Raw genomic sequence first — 15,223 nt, 5'->3', positions numbered from 1 at the left:
GCAACCACCACGTGCGAAAGCATTAACCATCCTGTAGCCAAGACGCCGAACGCCCGCCCGATCAGCGATCATGTCTACGGCTGGCGGACCCGGGCAAGACCTGGCGCGCACGCCCGGACATGGACCCGCAGGAGACCCGCGTCATGCGCGCATCGATCGTGGCCCGGGCCTGCTTCGTCGAGGAGCTGGTGGCCGAACGCGTCGCCCGAGTCGGGCAGTTCGCCCTCCTCGGCACCGACTCGACTCGTTCGCGCAGCGCAGACCGGATGTCGCGGCGGAGCTGCCCGGAGGACCTGGTCGCCCCGGCCCGCGAGGCGGGCTTCAGCCAGGCCCGGCACATTCCCGCGACGGAGCCGGCCGCACGCTACTTCACCGACCGACCCAACCAATTCGGGCAGGCATGGACGGAAGCCGGCAAACGGGCCACGGACGGGCACCCGCCACATCCCTTGCCCGCGCTCCCCAATCCCTTGCCCCACCTCGGCCCCGCCCCTAGCCTGATTTTGTGCCGCGAATAAACAAAACCCTCACCCGCACTGCCCCCCAAGGCGACACGATGACCCGTCTGCGCATCGCGATCACCACGTTCTTCGCGCTCGACGGCTTCGTCTTCGCGGGCTGGGTCGTCCGTATCCCCGCCATCAAGCACCAGACCAACGCCTCCGCCAGTTCGCTGGGGCTCGCCCTGCTCGGCGTCTCGGCGGGCGCCGTGGTCACCATGACCCTCACCGGACGCCTGTGCCGCCGCTACGGCGCCCATCCGGTGACCATCGTCTGTGCCGTCCTGCTCTCCCTGAGCGTCGCGCTGCCCCCGCTCACCCACTCGGCGCTCGCGCTGGGCGCCGTCCTGCTGGTGTTCGGCGCGGCCTACGGCGGGATCAACGTCGCCTTCAACAGCGCGGCCGTCGACCTGGTCGCCGCGCTGCGGCGGCCCATCATGCCGAGTTTCCACGCGGCCTTCAGCTTGGGCGGCATGATCGGAGCCGGGCTCGGCGGACTGGTCGCCGGCGCCCTCTCCCCCACGCAGCACCTGCTCGGACTGACCGTCGTGGGGCTGCTGGTCACCGCCATCGCCGGGCCTATGCTGCTAAGGCACGAGCCGCCGCGACCGGTCGAGCGCCCAGACGGCACCGCCGATGGCACGACGCGGCGGCGCGACGGCCGCACCCGCGGGCTGGTGGTCGTCTTCGGCCTGATCGCGCTGTGCACGGCGTACGGCGAGGGCGCCATGGCCGACTGGGGTGCCCTCCACCTCGAACAGGATCTGGACACCTCGCCCGGCCTCGCAGCGGTGGGATATTCGTGCTTCGCGCTCGCCATGACGGTCGGGCGGCTGACGGGTACGGCCCTGCTCGAACGTCTCGGACACACCCGTACGGTGGTCACGGGCGGCACCGTCGCGACGGCCGGCATGCTGCTCGGCTCGCTCGCCCCCTCCGTGTGGGCGGCCCTGCTCGGCTTCGCCGTCACCGGGCTCGGCCTCGCCAACCTCTTCCCGGTCGCCGTGGAACGGGCCGGGATGCTCGCCGGCCCCAGCGGGGTCGCGACCGCTTCCACGCTGGGCTACGGCGGCATGCTCCTCGGACCGCCCGCAATCGGCTTCATGGCCGACTGGTTCTCCCTGTCCACCGCACTCACCAGCGTCGCGGCGCTGGCCGCCGTGGCCGTGCTGATCGGCGTGACGACGCGGCGCGCTGCGGCAGGCCGACCGCCCGCCCCGCCCGCACGGCCCGCACGGTGAACGTCATACGTACGCATGCGGGACCCTGCGGGAGCACCTCTCCTGGGCATACGTAGCGGCGCCCGCCATACCCCGGAGGGACTGGGCGGACAGGCGTTCGACCGGTCGTTGGCGGGTGTGATTCGGCCCGTGGCGGCGCCACCCGGCGCACGGGTGACGCGTTGGGCGTGCCGTGGCAGTCACAGCAGAGACGATTCTCTGGCCGTGACCGCCGCCTTCGTCCGTCGGTTTGCGTGAAGTACGGCATGGGGTGTTTCGAACGTGTGGACATGTGTCGGCGACTCCTGTGTACCGCCTGTGTCCCGTGCGGGGGTGGAACATGACCTGGTCGGCAGGGCACGGGAGACGAAGAGACTGCGCGAGTTGCTGACCGCGCACCGGATGGTGAGCGTGACCGGTCACGCCGGGGTGGGAAAGAGCCGTCTGGCCCACGCCGTCGCGGTCGTGACGGCCGACGGGCCGTGGCGGCGGATCGTCCACGTGCGCCGCGCCGGCACAGGCCCGTGCTCGCCGGGGGCGCTGGCCGCCTCCGTGGTACGGGCGCTCAGCGGGCCGGGCGCCGCCTCCGGGCCGAGCGGCCGGGATGCGGTCGGGGCGGTGCGCGCGCTGCGGGACGGGCGGATCCTGCTGTTCCTCGACGACGTCGACCCCGTCCGCACCGAGTGCACGGGCCTGGTGCAGCGGCTGCTGATGGCCGTTCCGGACGTACGGATCCTGGTGACCTCGCGCCGCCCGCTGGGCCTCGGACACGAACGGGTGCTGCGGCTCGGCGGGCTGCGGCTCGGGGAACCGGGCGGTGACCGCTCGGCCCCGGCGGTGAAACTGTTCCTGGCGCGGGCCCGCGCCAGGGTCCCCGGGTTCGCCCCGCAAAGCTCCGAGCTGTGGGCCGTGCGGGAGGTGTGCCGGCTGCTGGAGGGCAATCCCCTCGCCATCGAGCTGGCCGCGGGGCAGCTCGCCGACCGCCCGGTGACCCGTCTTCCGTCGCTGCTCGCTCACCAGCAGGACCGGCTGGCCCGCGCCCACTACCTGCTGTGCACGCCCGAACTGCGCACGGTGTGGGCGCGGGCCGGTGTCTTCGCCGGCTCCTTCACCGAGTCGACCGCGGTGTTCCTGTGCACCGGCGGCGGCGTGGCGGAGCACCGGGTACCGGGTGCGCTCGACCGGTTGGCGGCGCTGGGGATCCTGGAGCGGGTGGGCGATCCGGGCGGGCGGGGCCGGCCGCGCTACCGGATGGCGCGCTCCGCCCGGGAGTTCGGTGCCGAGCGGCTGCGCGAGATGGGCGAGTTCGCAGTGACCGCCGAGCGGCGCGTGGCCCACGGCCGCCGGGTGGCCGCGGTCGCGGAGCACTTGTGGAGCGCAGGTGGCCAGCGGCAGGCCGTGCGCCTGGTGCTCGACGAGCACGAGGAGCTGACGGACACGGTGCGCTACGCCCTCGCCCGGCCCGAACACGCCGACGCGGCCCTGGAGATGGTGACCGGCCTGTGGTTCTGGTGGGTGGTGTACGACCGGGCCGAAGAGGGCCTGGGCTATCTGCTGCGGCTGCTGCCGCACTGCGAGCCGGACAGCCCCGCGGTGGCGCGCGCGCAGTGGCTGGCCGCCTGGCTGGCCGCACCCCACGATCCGCGCACCGCCCGCATCCTGCTGGGCCGGGCCTGGCCCGCCGCTGTGCTGACCGGGGACGACGCCCTCGTCGGCCGCATCGCGCACGTCCAGGGCGTACTGGCGCTGGGACAGGGCGAGGCCCGCGCGGCCGCCGAACACTTCCGGCACGCCGCGGACACGATCCCGGACCATGCTCCGGCGGGCCCGTCCGCGGCCGTGAGCCGGGCTGTTCTCGCGATGGTGCAGGCCGGGTTCGCCCCGGGCGCGGCCCTGCGCAGCGCCCGCCGCGCGCTGGCCCACCCCGGCATCCGTGACGACGCCTGGGCGACCCTGCTGGCCCGCTACGCCCGTGCCGCCGTCGATCACCGGTGCGGGCGGCCCGGCCGGGCCTGGCGGCGGGCCCGGCGGGCGCTGGCGGCGGTGGAGGCCCGGCTGCCCGCGCCGCTCGGTCGTGCCGCACTGGCCCTGCTGATCACCGACGTCGAGGCCGGTCTCCCCGCCGGGCGGCGTCACCCCGCACCGCCCAATCCCCGTACGGAGGTACAACTGCCGGATCCCGCGGCGAGCCCGTCCCGACGCTGACGACCGCAGCTCCGACGGCCGCAGCTCCCCACCGCGACCCCACCGCGACCGCGCCGCGCCCCGGGGCGCACCGGGGCGCACCGACGACCACCGGCACCCACCACAACCCGCCCGCACCCGCACTCGCTCCCGCACGACACCGCAACGCCGAGGACCGGACGCGGGCCGTCCGCGCGCCCGAGGTGCCATGGCGCGGGCGGGTCCGGGAGCGCGCGGGTGGGGTTCGGGAGCGCACCGGTTCCGCCGGTGGGGAGAGCACCGGTCCCACCGGTCAGGCGCGACGGACCGCACGGCCCAGTGCGGAGCCGACCCCGTACCTCCGGGGCTGGCAGCGGAGGCAGCCGCGTACGTGCTCGACATATGCCTGAGAGGTGCTCCGGGTGGCGGTCGCAGCGGATTCCGGCATCTCGGGCATGCACTGTCTCTCCGGGAAACGTTCGGCTGGGCTGCGGTGCGGGGCGGCGGCTGGGCACCGGCCCCGCGGCACGTCCGCAACGCTCCGTGCGGGTGTCGATGCGTGGCTGCCCCACCGACCGGGGCAGCCACGCATCCTCCCGCGCGGCCGCCGGCAGCCGTCGGCGGAACGTCCGCCCGGTCCGGCTGATCAGGCGGCGGTCATCAGACTGCTGGCCGGGCCCGGCCGGTGCGGCTGACTTGGCCGAAGGTCCGTATGCCGACCTTGGTGTTTCCGCATACGTAGGCGTCGCTAGGGCCGCAGGGCCTCGGCGATCCGGGTGCGTGAGGTGACGCCGAGCTTGGCGAGGATGCGCTCGACGTGGGTGTCCGCGGTGCGCTTGGAGATCACCAGCCGCTCGGCGACCTCGCGGTTGGACAGCCCCTGCGCCACCAGTCGGGCGACCTCCCGCTCGCGTGCCGTCAGTTCGCCGGTGGCGGTCCGCGGCGCGGGCCCGGAAGCGGTCCGCTGGTGCGGCACCGGGACGTCCGCGTCGGTGCGGACCGCCTGAAGGATCTCGGTGCCCGACATCCGGGCGCCCAGCGCGCGCCGGTGGTCGAAGTCCTGGTCGCCGAGCGCCTCCCGCACCGCTTGCCACACCCTGTCGCGTTCCTGCAGGAGTTTCGGCAGCATGGCCACCGGGTCCCCGGCCAGCCGGCGCGCGCCGTCGGCGTAACCCAGCAGCCAGGCTGCGCGCACCTGGCGTCCGCTGTGGGCGGCGTGCCAGGCCAGGCCCAGGCAGCACAGGGCCGCGACCAGTACCTCGCCGATCTCGGCGACCGCCTCCAGCGCCTGGTGCAGCGGTGCCGTGCGCAGCGCCTCGCGCACGTCCGCGATCCCGGAGCGGACTTCCCGGTACAGGCCGACCTGAGCGTCGGAGATCAGCTCGTCCCAGAACCGCCCGACGAGGTCCTCGTAGTGCGTGAAGTGCGGTTCGCGGACCGTGAGGGCGTCGCCCGCGGCGTCCAGTTGCTCGGCCCCGTAGGCGCGCAGGGTGTCGAGCAGCCCGTACCTGGTGCCGTCCTGGTGGGTGCGCTGCACCACGGACTTATCGACGAGGGAGAAGAGCGTCGCCACGACCCGCTCGCGGGGGAGCAGGTCATCGGCGCAGATCTGTTCCGCGGCGGTCAGGTCGAAGGGGCCGGCGAACACCGACAGCCGCCGCCACAGCAGCCGTTCGTCGGCGGTGCACAGCTCATGCGACCAGCCGATCGCCGTGCGCAGGGTCTGGTGCCGGTCCAGTGCGCCGCGCCGGTTGCCGGTGAGCACGTCGAAGCGGCCGTCGAGCCGGGCGACGAGTTCTTCGAGCGACGCCACCCGCAGCCGTACCGCGGCCAGTTCGAGGGCGAGCGGAATGCCGTCGAGCCGCTCGACGAGTTCCCGTACGCGGGGGCGGCCGGACTCGTCGCCCGGCCAGCCCGGTGCCGCCAGGGCGGCCCGCTGCGCGAACAGTTCCATGGCGTCGTCCCGGCCGAGGGGCGCGAGGGGGACGACGAACTCGGCGGCGACGTCCAGCGGTTGCCGGCTGGTCGCCAGGAGACTCACCTCCGCCGCGCCGCGCAGCAGTACGTCGCAGAGCCCGGCGCACGCCTCCAGGAGGTGTTCGCAGGTGTCCAGGACGATCAGCAGCCGCCGTCCGCGGACCTGCGCCACGAGTGCGTCCAGCCCTTCCATGCCCGCCTGTTCGGGCACCTCCAGGACGGCTGCCAGGAGGCCCGGCAGCAGCTCCGGATCGGACAGCCCGGACAGTTCGGCCCACCACACCCCGTCGGGGAACCGGTCGGCGACGGTGCGCGCGGCGCGCTGTGCCGTCCGGCTCTTGCCGACGCCGCCCGGCCCCACGAGCGTCACCAGACGCCCCTGGTCGAGTGCGCGCCGCACCCGGCGACCTCCTCGACCCGCCCGACGAAACTGCTCTGTTCGGCGGGCAGTTGCCCGCCCCGTTGCTTACCGAAGCCGAAGCCCATCCCGTCCCCTGCGGCGCTGTTCCGGGCGCCCGCCGGGCCGCCCGCCACAAGGTATCCGGACAACAGCGCAGCGTGAGCACTCTCCAGTGGTCGTTCACCGGCCCCGCACCGAACGGCCTGACGGCGGCGGCCGCCCGAAAACGGGTCCAGCGAGTGAACACTTTCCCACGTAACAGGCTGTCACCCCCGGGCACCGGGCACGGGACGCACGCCGTCATCCCGGATGCCCGGGCACGTGAGCGCGGTACGCGAGGCCCGGTGTCGGTCCGGTACGGCACACTCGCTGCATGGAGACTGCGGAGTTCGTCCGGATCCTGGACCGTGAGGGCCGGCTGCTGGCCGCGGCCGCCGCCGCGGCGGGCACCGACGCCGAGGTGCCGACCTGCCCCAAATGGCGGGTGCGGGATCTGCTGCGGCACACCGGTGCCGTGCACCGGTGGGCGGCCGGGTTCGTCGCGGACGCGCACACCGGTCCGCGCCGCTTCGGGGATCCGCCCGACCTCGACGGCGGGGCGCTGGTGGACTGGTACCGGGACGGCCACCGCCGGCTCGTCGACACGCTGACCGCGGCACCGGCCGACGTCGTGTGCTGGACCTTCCTTCCCGCGCCGGGCCCGTCGCCGCTGGCCTTCTGGGCGCGTCGGCAAGCTCATGAGACGACCGTGCACCGGTACGACGCCGAGTCGGCGCGCGGCGGTCAGGCGTCGCCGATCGCCCCGGAGTTCGCGGTCGACGGCATCGACGAGTTGCTGCGCGGCTTCCACGCCCGCGCCGGCAGCCGGGTCCGTACCGACGAGCCGCGCGTGCTGCGGGTGCGGGCGGTGGGCCCGGACCCGGCTGGGAGCGCGGTGTGGACGGTACGGCTGTCGGACCTTCCGCCGGTGACGTCACAGGACGAGGCGGGGCGGCCGGATGCCGAACTGTCCGGTCCGGCCGACCGGCTGTATCTGGCGCTGTGGAACCGGGCTCCGGTCCCGAGTGTCACCGGGGACGAGGCGCTGGCCGCGCTGTGGCGGGAGAGGTCCGCGGTGTGACGGAGGCCGTCAGACGGTCAGCATCCGGGTGAGCACCGCGCGCTGTACCGGCAGCACCTGGCCGTACAGCGCGCGGCCCTTCGCCGTGAGCGCCACGCGCACGCCCCGCCGGTCCTCCTCGCACAGGCCGCGCTCGACAAGTCCGTCCCGCTCCAGGCGGGCGATCAGCCGGGACAGTGCGCTCTGGCTGAGGTGGATGCGGTCGGAGATCTCCTGGACCCGGAGGGAACATCCGCTGTCCGCTCCGGTGTTCTGGGACAGCAGGTCCAGCACCTCGAAGTCGCTGGCGCACAGGCCGTGCCCGTGCAGCGCCCGGTCGAGTTCGCACTGGGTGCGGGCGTGCAGTGCCAGGATGTCCCGCCATTGGTCCACGAGCGCTTGCTCGGCCCTCTTCGCCGCCATGAACGCACGGTAGCAGAGCGGCGACTTCTTTTCGTTCTCATTAAATGCACTCGCATTCAATGCATATGCATGTACCCTCGCCGCCATGACCTCATCGCTCACCGTCGCGTCCGAGGGACGCTGGACCCCCCGGCTGTGGGGCACGCTGCTCGTGCTCTGCGCCGCCATGTTCCTCGACGCGCTCGACGTGTCGATGGTCGGCGTCGCCCTGCCGTCCATCGGCTCCGATCTCCACCTGTCCACGCCGACGCTGCAGTGGATCGTCAGCGGCTACATCCTGGGATACGGCGGCCTGCTGCTCCTCGGCGGACGCACCGCCGATCTGCTCGGCCGGCGCCAGGTGTTCCTGGTGGCCCTGGGCGTCTTCGCGCTCGCCTCGCTGCTCGGCGGGCTGGTCGACTCCGGACCGCTCCTGATCGCCAGCCGTTTCATCAAGGGCCTCAGCGCGGCGTTCACGGCGCCCGCCGGCCTGTCGATCATCACCACCACGTTCCCGGAGGGCCCGCTGCGCAACCGCGCCCTGGCCATCTACACCACGTGCGCGGCCACCGGGTTCTCCATGGGCCTGGTGCTGTCCGGGCTGCTCACCGAGGCCAGTTGGCGGCTGACGATGCTGCTGCCCGCGCCCATCGCCCTGATCGCGCTCGTCGCCGGCCTCAGGCTGCTGCCGCGCAGCGCCCGCGAGCGGGACCACAACGGCTACGACGTCCCCGGCGCCGTCCTCGGTACCGCGTCGATGCTGCTGCTCGTCTTCACCGTCGTCGAGGCACCGCAGACCGGCTGGACCTCCGCCCGCACGCTGCTGTCCTTCCTCGGGGTCGCCGTGCTGCTCACCGCGTTCGTCCTGGTGGAACGGCGTTCCCCGGGCCCGCTGATCCGGCTCGGCGTGCTGCGCTCGGGCAGCCAGGTCCGCGCCCAGCTCGGCGCGGTGGCCTTCTTCGGCTCGTACGTCGGCTTCCAGTTCCTCACCACGCTGTACATGCAGTCCCTGCTGGGCTGGTCGGCCCTGCACACCGCGCTGGCCTTCCTGCCCGCGGGCGCGCTGGTGGCGGTGTCCTCGGCGAAGGTCGGCGCGATCGTCGACCGGTTCGGCACCCAGCGGCTGATAGCGGCGGGCTTCACGTTCATGGTCGTCGGGTACGCGCTGTTCCTGCGCGTGAACCTCGACCCCGTGTACGCCGCCGTCATCCTGCCGTCGATGCTGCTGATCGGCGCCGCCTGCGCACTGGTCTTCCCGTCGCTGAACATCCAGGCCACCAACGGGGTCGACGACCACGAGCAGGGCATGGTCTCCGGGCTGCTGAACACGTCGGTCCAGGTCGGCGGCGCGATCTTCCTGGCCGTCGTGACCGCGGTGGTCACCGCGGGCGCCCCCGAGCACGCCACTGCGCAGGCCGTCCTCGACAGCTACCGGCCCGGCCTGATCGTGATCACGGGCATCGCCGCCGCCGGGCTGCTCCTCAGTCTGACGGGCCTGCGCACCCGGCGTCCGCAGCAGTCCGTCGTCGTCACCAAGTCCACCCGCCGGGAGGCGGATCGCGTCACCGTGGGCGACTAGCCACGTCTCGAAGTCAGTGGCGCGGCCCCGGCGGGACTTTCGAGGCACGCCCAGGGAGGCTCCTCCCCCGCCTGCGCCCGGCGGTGTTGTCTTGCTCCGCCGGCCGCATGCCTGGGACACTCCTTCGGTGGCGGCTTACGGAGGGCGGCGCGGTCAGGCCGAGCGGGACGCGATGACGGTCGAGATCGGATACGCGCTCTGCAGTGCGGTGTTCGCGGCGGCGGTCGTCTTCGGGGCCGTCGCCGGGCCCGCGTTGGCCTTCACACTGCCGGACACAGTGGAGTACGTCTCGCTCCGCGCGGGCCTCGTCCTCGCCGCCGTGATCTTCGTGGCCCGGGTCGTCAGCGTACTGGTCCGCTTCCAGCAGGCGTCTCAGCCCAGCCACCCCGGCCGCACCAGGCCCGACTCGTAGGCCAGCACGACCAGTTGGGCGCGGTCCCGGGCGCCCAGTTTCACCATCGTGCGGCTGACGTGGGTCTTCGCGGTGAGCGGGCTGACCACCAGACGACGGGCGATCTCCTCGTTCGACAGACCGATGCCGACCAGGGCCATCACCTCCCGTTCCCGCTCGGTGAGCCGGGCCAGTTCATCGGCCGCCGCGGGCTCCTTGGACCGGGCGGCGAACTCGGCGATGAGGCGGCGGGTCACGCTCGGTGACAGCAGTGCGTCGCCCTCGACCACCGCCCGTACGGCGCGTACCAGTTCCTCCGGCTCGGTGTGCTTGACCAGGAAGCCGGAGGCACCCGAACGGATCGCCTCGAAGACGTACTCGTCGAGTTCGAAGGTGGTGAGCATGACCACCTTGACGTCCCTGAGCTCCGGCTCCCCGGTGATCCGCCGGGTGGCGGCCAGCCCGTCGAGCAGCGGCATGCGGATGTCCATCAGGACGACGTCGGGGCGCAGTTCGCGCACCTTGGCCAGCGCCTCGGCCCCGTCGGCGGCCTCCCCGGCCACCTCGACGTCCGGCTGTGCGCCGAGCAGCGCCCGGAAACCGGCCCGCACCAGCGACTGGTCGTCGGCGAGCAGTACACGGATCACCGGTCGTCCTCCTCGGCCTTGGTCCGCAAGGGCAGTACGGCGAGCACCTGAAAGCCGCCGTCGGGGCGCGGGCCCGCCTCGATCGTGCCACCGAGGGCGGCGGCCCGCTCGCGCATCCCGGCCAGCCCGTTGCCGCTGCCGCAGGCGTCGGCACCGGTCGCCGGGCCGTCGTCGTCGACGCGCAGCCGCAGCGTTGCCGCGTCCCCGTCGAGCCGTACCCGCGCCTGCCGCGAACCCGAGTGCCGCACGACGTTGGTGAGCGCCTCCTGGACGATGCGGAAGGCGGCCAGGCCGGCGCCCGGTGCGAGCTTCGGCGCCGTGCCCTCGACCGCGACGGTGAGACCCGCGCCCGCCGCCTGCTCGACGAGTTCGGGCAGCCGGTCGAGACCGGGCGCGGGCGCACGCGGCGCGGCGCCCGGAGCACGGAGCGTGTCCAGCACCTGCCGCACTTCGCCGAGCGCTTCCTTGCTGGCGGCCTTGATGGTGGTGAGGGCCGCGCGGGCCTGCTCAGGGTCGCGGTCCAGGAGCGCGAGGCCCATGGCCGCCTGGACGTTGATGACGGAGATGCTGTGGGCGAGGACGTCGTGCAGTTCACGGGCGATCCGCAGCCGTTCCTCGTCGGCGCGCCGCCGGGCCGCCTGCGCACGGTCGGCTCGTTCCCGCACCCACTGCTCGCGCCGCACCCGGGCCAGCTCGGACAGCGCTCCGATGGCCAGCACCCAGGTGGCGATCACGATCTCCTGGCCGATGGTCCCGCCGGCGTCCCCCGCCGGCGGGAGCCAGCGGTAGAGCCAGAGCGCGATCAGGATGTGCCCGGCCCAGAGCAGTCCGACGGCCGTCCAGGCGGCCCTGCGGTGCCCGTCGGCCACGGCGGTGCAGCAGCTCACGGCGACGGTAAGGAAGACCGGTCCGTACGGGTAGCCGGCACCCAGGTAGACCAGGGTCGCCGCGGCGGTGCCGAACACCACGGACGCGGGGGTGCGGTGCCGCCACAGCAACAGTACGGAGGCGGCCAGGAGCAGCCCGCGCGCGTAGCCGTCCAACGGCACCCGGTGGGGTTGACCGTGGGCGGCGAAGTTCGAGCCGACCAGCACCACGAGGGTGAACAGCACGGTGGAACGCCAGGGCAGCCGGGCGGCCCGCGGCTCGACGTCGTCGGGCCGGTCCCACCACGGCGGCCCGTACCGCCACCACCGCACCGGGCCGTGCCCACGCACGCGCTGCTCCTCCATGACGGCCACGCTAGACGCCGCCGACGCGGGCGGGCATCCGCCGAGTGAGGTGATCAGGCGTACTCCCGGGGAAGTACGGCCGGGTCTTTGAGCCGTCGTATTCGGTGGGCGGCCGCCCGGCGGCGCACCTCGCACGCGTACGGAAGCCGGTACCGGCCCGCCGCAGCAGATCGCCTCCCCGCCAGCCCGCCGAACCGAAACGCGTCCGCAGCCGATCGCCTTCGCGGCGGCCCGCCGAGCGGCACCGTGGCAGCCCGCCGAACCCGAGCGGGCCCCGGCGGGAGTCGCGGACGAGGCCGACGAGGACAAGGTTCTTCCGCTGCCCCGCGCCCGGCTCAAGCGCCGGAAGGCCGGGGTGGGCGCCTTCGTCGGCGGAGCCGGGCCGGCCCCGCCGATGCCCGGCTGCGCCGTGACGCGCCCGATCACCCGGTCTTCCGGATCGCCGTCACGAAGTGACCGCGTCCTCCTCCGCCCCGTCGTCCGCCGTGACGTCCGGCACCGGGTCGGGCCGCCGGTCCAGCGCGGTCAGGGCGCGCTGGGCCATCGGGTGGTTACGGACCAGGCCGCCTAGGGTCGTGGACCCGCGGGTGATGTCCCGGAAGGCGTTCCAGGCGGGACGGAAGCCGGTGAGCGCCGCGTGGAACAGACCGGGACGGCGCTCGTACACGGCGAGCATCCGGCGGCCGACGCTCATCTCCACCCCGAGCCCCGCCTTGATCGCGAACGCGTAGTTCAGGGCCTGGCGGCGGGTGTCCACCGCGTCGTGCGCCTCGGCGATGCGCACCGCCCACTCCCCCGCGAGCCGGCCGGACCGCAGCGCGAACGAGATGCCCTCGCGGGTCCACGGCTCCAGCAGCCCGGCGGCGTCGCCGCAGACCAGGACCCGGCCGCGGGACAGCGGGGAGTCCTCGGCACGGCACCGGGTCAAGTGCCCGGAGGAGACGGCCGGTTCGAAGCCGGCCAGGCCGAGCCGGGCGATGAAGTCCTCCAAGTACCGCTTGGTGGCCGCGCCTTCGCCGCGCGCCGAAATCACACCGACGGTGAGGGTGTCGCCCTTGGGGAACACCCAGCCGTAGCTGCCGGGCATCGGCCCCCAGTCGATGAGGACCCGCCCCTTCCAGTCCTCGGCGACCGGTTCCGGCACCGGGATCTCCGCCTCCAGACCGAGGTCGACCTGCGCCATCTTCACGCCGACGTGCGCCCCTATGCGGCTGGCGCTGCCGTCGGCGCCCACCACCGCGCGGGCCAGCACGGTCTCGCCGCCCTGCAGCACGACGGCGACCGTGCGCCGGTCCGGTACCGCGGAGCCGTGCTGCTCCACCCGAGACACCGTGACGCCCGTGCGCAGCTCGGCACCCGCCTTCTGTGCGTGCTCGACCAGTTGCAGGTCGAACTCCGGGCGGTTGATCAGCCCGAACAGCATCTGCTTGGAGCGGCGGGTACGGGTGAAGCGCCCGTTGTTCGAGAAGGTGACCGCGTGCACCCGGTCCTTGAAGGGCAGTTCGAAGCCGGGCGGGAGCGCGTCGCGCGAGGGCCCGATGATGCCGCCGCCGCAGGTCTTGTAGCGGGGCAGGCCGGCTTTCTCCAGCAACAGCACGCGCCGCCCCGCGACCGCGGCCGCGTAGGCGGCGGAGGCCCCCGCGGGTCCCGCGCCCACCACGACGACGTCCCACACTTGCTGTACGTCCTCCGCCGAAGAGTTCTCGCCGCTCACGATGGTCTACTGCTCCGATCAAGCCGCTGCCGCTACCGCTCCCCAGACTCGCGACCACGCCCGAGCAAGGGGGGGACCCTATGTCCCCCCGCATCCTACGGCGGACGTCGCCGCAGGCCACTGTGGGAGGATCGGTGTTCTCACCACTACAACGTCGCACCCACGAGGAGCGTGCCCATGTCGTCGAATCCGGTCGCCGAGACCGTCGCCTCGCTGCTGCCGAGGGCCAAGGCGGAACTCACCGAACTGGTGGCGTTCAAGTCGGTGGCGGATTTCGATCAGTTCCCGAAGGGCGAGAGCGAGCAGGCGGCGGCCTGGGTGGCCGACGCGCTGCGCGCCGAGGGCTTCCAGGACGTGGCCCTGCTCGACACTCCTGACGGCACCCAGTCGGTGTACGGCTGCCTGCCAGGACCAGAAGGCGCGAAAACGGTTCTGCTGTACGCCCACTACGATGTGCAGCCGCCGCTCGACGAGAGCGCCTGGACCACGCCGCCGTTCGAACTGACCGAGCGCGACGGCCGCTGGTACGGGCGGGGCGCGGCCGACTGCAAGGGCGGCGTGATCATGCACCTGCTGGCCCTGCGCGCGCTGCGGGCGAACGGCGGTGTCCCGGTGACCGTCAAGGTCATCGCCGAGGGCTCCGAGGAGCAGGGCACCGGCGGTCTGGAGCGGTACGCCGAGCAGCACCCCGAGCTGCTGGCGGCCGACGCCATCGTCATCGGCGACACCGGCAACTTCCGCGTCGGCCTGCCGACCGCCACCGCCTCGCTGCGCGGCATGGTGCTGGTCCGGGTACAGGTCGACACGCTGGCGGGCAATCTGCACTCCGGCCAGTTCGGCGGTGCGGCCCCGGACGCCCTGGCCGCGCTGATCCGCGTCCTCGACTCGGTGCGTGCGGCGGACGGCTCCACCACGATCGACGGGCTCGCCTCCGAGGGCCGCTGGGACGGGCTCGACTACCCGGACGAGCAGTTCCGCGCGGACGCCAAGGTGCTGGCGGGCGTCGGGCTGATCGGCGAGGGCACCGTCGCCGACCGGCTGTGGGCCCGCCCGGCCGTCACGGTGCTCGGCATCGACTGCCCGCCGGTGGTGGGGGCCACCCCGTCCGTGCAGGCGAGCGCGCGGGCCCTGGTCAGTCTGCGGGTGCCGCCGGGCGTCGACGCGGGCGAGGCGGGCAAGCTGCTCCAGGCGCATCTGGAGGCGCACACGCCGTGGGGCGCCCGGGTGCACACGGAGCGGATCGGGCAGGGCCAGCCGTTCCGCGCCGACACCGAAAGCCCCGCGTACCGGGCGATGGCCGACGCCATGGCGGTGGCCTACCCGGGCGAGACGATGCAGTACGCCGGTCAGGGCGGCTCCATCCCGCTGTGCAACACCCTCGCGCAGCTCTACCCGGAGGCGGAGATCCTGCTCATCGGGCTGAGCGAGCCGGAGGCGCAGATCCACGCCGTGGACGAGAGTGTCTCGCCCGAGGAACTGGAGCGGCTGGCGGTGGCGGAGGCGCTGTTCCTGGGCAACTACGCCGCGGGCTGAACCGTTCTCGTTCTGCCCACGGCAGCGGGTCCCCGTCCGCGGACGGGGACCCTGCCTACGGTCGGCGCAACGGACGTCGTCGGGCTGCTGCCCCGTCGTCACCTGCCGCGTCCCCCGGTCAGCCAGGTCCGCCCATAGGCCGACGGCGACGCGGTGGCGCTGATCGACGCCGGGGCGGTCGGCTCCGGCCGGGCGACGCGGACGCGCTCACCGCGCTCGGCCGGGCCCCGAGGCCGCGCCGCCGTACCGCGAACTCGCGCTCGGCGTCCGGGACTCCGATGCCCACGACCCGGCTGCCGGCCCTCGGGGCCGGTCACCGGATGCCGGCCATCACCAGGCGCGGCGAGGTCCGGAAACGGACGGATC

General features: G+C 73.6%; 13 protein-coding genes. 7 read left to right on the top strand and 6 right to left on the bottom strand.

The features are described from left to right. The first annotated feature begins 143 nt into the window (after window positions 1-143). The 3 genes from ACFYPJ_RS14485 to ACFYPJ_RS14475 all read left to right on the top strand — a co-directional run bounded on the left by ACFYPJ_RS14485 (window position 144) and on the right by ACFYPJ_RS14475 (window position 3,925). Window positions 144-518, top strand: a complete 375-nt coding sequence (locus ACFYPJ_RS14485) for a hypothetical protein (protein ID WP_389015642.1) — start codon at window positions 144-146, stop codon at window positions 516-518. A gap of 38 nt (window positions 519-556) precedes the next feature. After that, window positions 557-1,741: an MFS transporter gene (locus ACFYPJ_RS14480; protein WP_389015639.1), complete on the top strand. Its 1,185-nt coding sequence runs from the start codon at window positions 557-559 to the stop codon at window positions 1,739-1,741. A gap of 312 nt (window positions 1,742-2,053) precedes the next feature. After that, window positions 2,054-3,925 (top strand): ATP-binding protein, encoded by a 1,872-nt coding sequence (locus ACFYPJ_RS14475; RefSeq protein ID WP_389015636.1) that lies wholly within the window; start codon window positions 2,054-2,056, stop codon window positions 3,923-3,925. Window positions 3,926-4,631: 706 nt separating this feature from the next. On the opposite strand, the gene ACFYPJ_RS14470 is transcribed toward ACFYPJ_RS14475, so the two are convergent. Beyond that, window positions 4,632-6,260, bottom strand: a complete 1,629-nt coding sequence (locus tag ACFYPJ_RS14470) for a LuxR C-terminal-related transcriptional regulator (protein WP_389015633.1) — start codon at window positions 6,258-6,260, stop codon at window positions 4,632-4,634. Next, on the bottom strand, window positions 6,227-6,409 hold the full coding sequence (locus ACFYPJ_RS14465; protein WP_389015631.1) for a hypothetical protein: 183 nt from the start codon (window positions 6,407-6,409) through the stop codon (window positions 6,227-6,229). The genes ACFYPJ_RS14470 and ACFYPJ_RS14465 overlap by 34 nt, the downstream gene beginning before the upstream one ends. 224 nt (window positions 6,410-6,633) lie before the next feature. Between ACFYPJ_RS14465 and ACFYPJ_RS14460 the strand changes: the two genes are divergently transcribed. Further along, window positions 6,634-7,380 (top strand): maleylpyruvate isomerase family mycothiol-dependent enzyme, encoded by a 747-nt coding sequence (locus tag ACFYPJ_RS14460; protein WP_389015628.1) that lies wholly within the window; start codon window positions 6,634-6,636, stop codon window positions 7,378-7,380. 9 nt (window positions 7,381-7,389) lie between these two features. Here the strand turns inward: ACFYPJ_RS14460 and ACFYPJ_RS14455 are convergent, their stop codons facing one another. Then, window positions 7,390-7,782 carry a MarR family winged helix-turn-helix transcriptional regulator gene (locus ACFYPJ_RS14455; protein ID WP_389015625.1) on the bottom strand — a complete coding sequence of 131 codons (393 nt, stop codon included), beginning with the start codon at window positions 7,780-7,782 and terminating at the stop codon, window positions 7,390-7,392. Window positions 7,783-7,867: 85 nt separating this feature from the next. Here ACFYPJ_RS14455 and ACFYPJ_RS14450 point away from each other — a divergent pair, with 85 nt between their 5' ends. Both ACFYPJ_RS14450 and ACFYPJ_RS14445 read left to right on the top strand, forming a co-directional pair. Beyond that, window positions 7,868-9,340, top strand: a complete 1,473-nt coding sequence (locus ACFYPJ_RS14450) for an MFS transporter (RefSeq protein WP_389015622.1) — start codon at window positions 7,868-7,870, stop codon at window positions 9,338-9,340. A 127-nt stretch (window positions 9,341-9,467) separates the two neighbouring features. Further along, window positions 9,468-9,752, top strand: coding sequence for a DUF6332 family protein (locus tag ACFYPJ_RS14445; RefSeq protein ID WP_389015619.1), 285 nt, complete (start codon window positions 9,468-9,470; stop codon window positions 9,750-9,752). Here ACFYPJ_RS14445 and ACFYPJ_RS14440 read toward each other — a convergent pair. The 3 genes from ACFYPJ_RS14440 to ACFYPJ_RS14430 form a co-directional block, all read right to left on the bottom strand. Next, on the bottom strand, window positions 9,713-10,378 hold the full coding sequence (locus ACFYPJ_RS14440) for a response regulator (RefSeq protein WP_389015616.1): 666 nt from the start codon (window positions 10,376-10,378) through the stop codon (window positions 9,713-9,715). The genes ACFYPJ_RS14445 and ACFYPJ_RS14440 overlap by 40 nt on opposite strands. Next, window positions 10,375-11,610, bottom strand: coding sequence for a sensor histidine kinase (locus ACFYPJ_RS14435; RefSeq protein WP_389015613.1), 1,236 nt, complete (start codon window positions 11,608-11,610; stop codon window positions 10,375-10,377). Before ACFYPJ_RS14435 ends, ACFYPJ_RS14440 begins: the two co-directional genes overlap by 4 nt. Before the next feature lie 445 nt (window positions 11,611-12,055). After that, complete coding sequence (locus ACFYPJ_RS14430; protein ID WP_389015610.1) at window positions 12,056-13,324, bottom strand: geranylgeranyl reductase family protein; 1,269 nt, start codon at window positions 13,322-13,324, stop codon at window positions 12,056-12,058. Window positions 13,325-13,501: 177 nt separating this feature from the next. Between ACFYPJ_RS14430 and ACFYPJ_RS14425 the strand changes: the two genes are divergently transcribed. Then, window positions 13,502-14,857, top strand: coding sequence for a dipeptidase (locus ACFYPJ_RS14425; protein WP_389015608.1), 1,356 nt, complete (start codon window positions 13,502-13,504; stop codon window positions 14,855-14,857). Window positions 14,858-15,223 lie beyond the last annotated feature (366 nt).

The sequence above is a fragment of the Streptomyces sp. NPDC006012 genome (assembly GCF_042871185.1).
GTDB lineage: Bacteria > Actinomycetota > Actinomycetes > Streptomycetales > Streptomycetaceae > Streptomyces.
The sequence above is the reverse complement of the archived record's forward strand: the minus strand, read 5'-3'. Positions and strand labels throughout refer to the sequence as shown.

What these genes read in the sequence shown, in the direction of transcription:
- ACFYPJ_RS14460 (WP_389015628.1), top strand. Translation starts at nt 6,634, where the DNA reads ATGGAGACTGCGGAGTTCGTCCGGATCCTGGACCGTGAGGGCCGGCTG.
- ACFYPJ_RS14450 (WP_389015622.1), top strand. Translation starts at nt 7,868, where the DNA reads ATGACCTCATCGCTCACCGTCGCGTCCGAGGGACGCTGGACCCCCCGG.
- ACFYPJ_RS14485 (WP_389015642.1), top strand. Translation starts at nt 144, where the DNA reads ATGCGCGCATCGATCGTGGCCCGGGCCTGCTTCGTCGAGGAGCTGGTG.
- ACFYPJ_RS14480 (WP_389015639.1), top strand. Translation starts at nt 557, where the DNA reads ATGACCCGTCTGCGCATCGCGATCACCACGTTCTTCGCGCTCGACGGC.
- ACFYPJ_RS14425 (WP_389015608.1), top strand. Translation starts at nt 13,502, where the DNA reads ATGTCGTCGAATCCGGTCGCCGAGACCGTCGCCTCGCTGCTGCCGAGG.
- ACFYPJ_RS14435 (WP_389015613.1), bottom strand. Translation starts at nt 11,610, where the DNA reads ATGGAGGAGCAGCGCGTGCGTGGGCACGGCCCGGTGCGGTGGTGGCGG.
- ACFYPJ_RS14455 (WP_389015625.1), bottom strand. Translation starts at nt 7,782, where the DNA reads ATGGCGGCGAAGAGGGCCGAGCAAGCGCTCGTGGACCAATGGCGGGAC.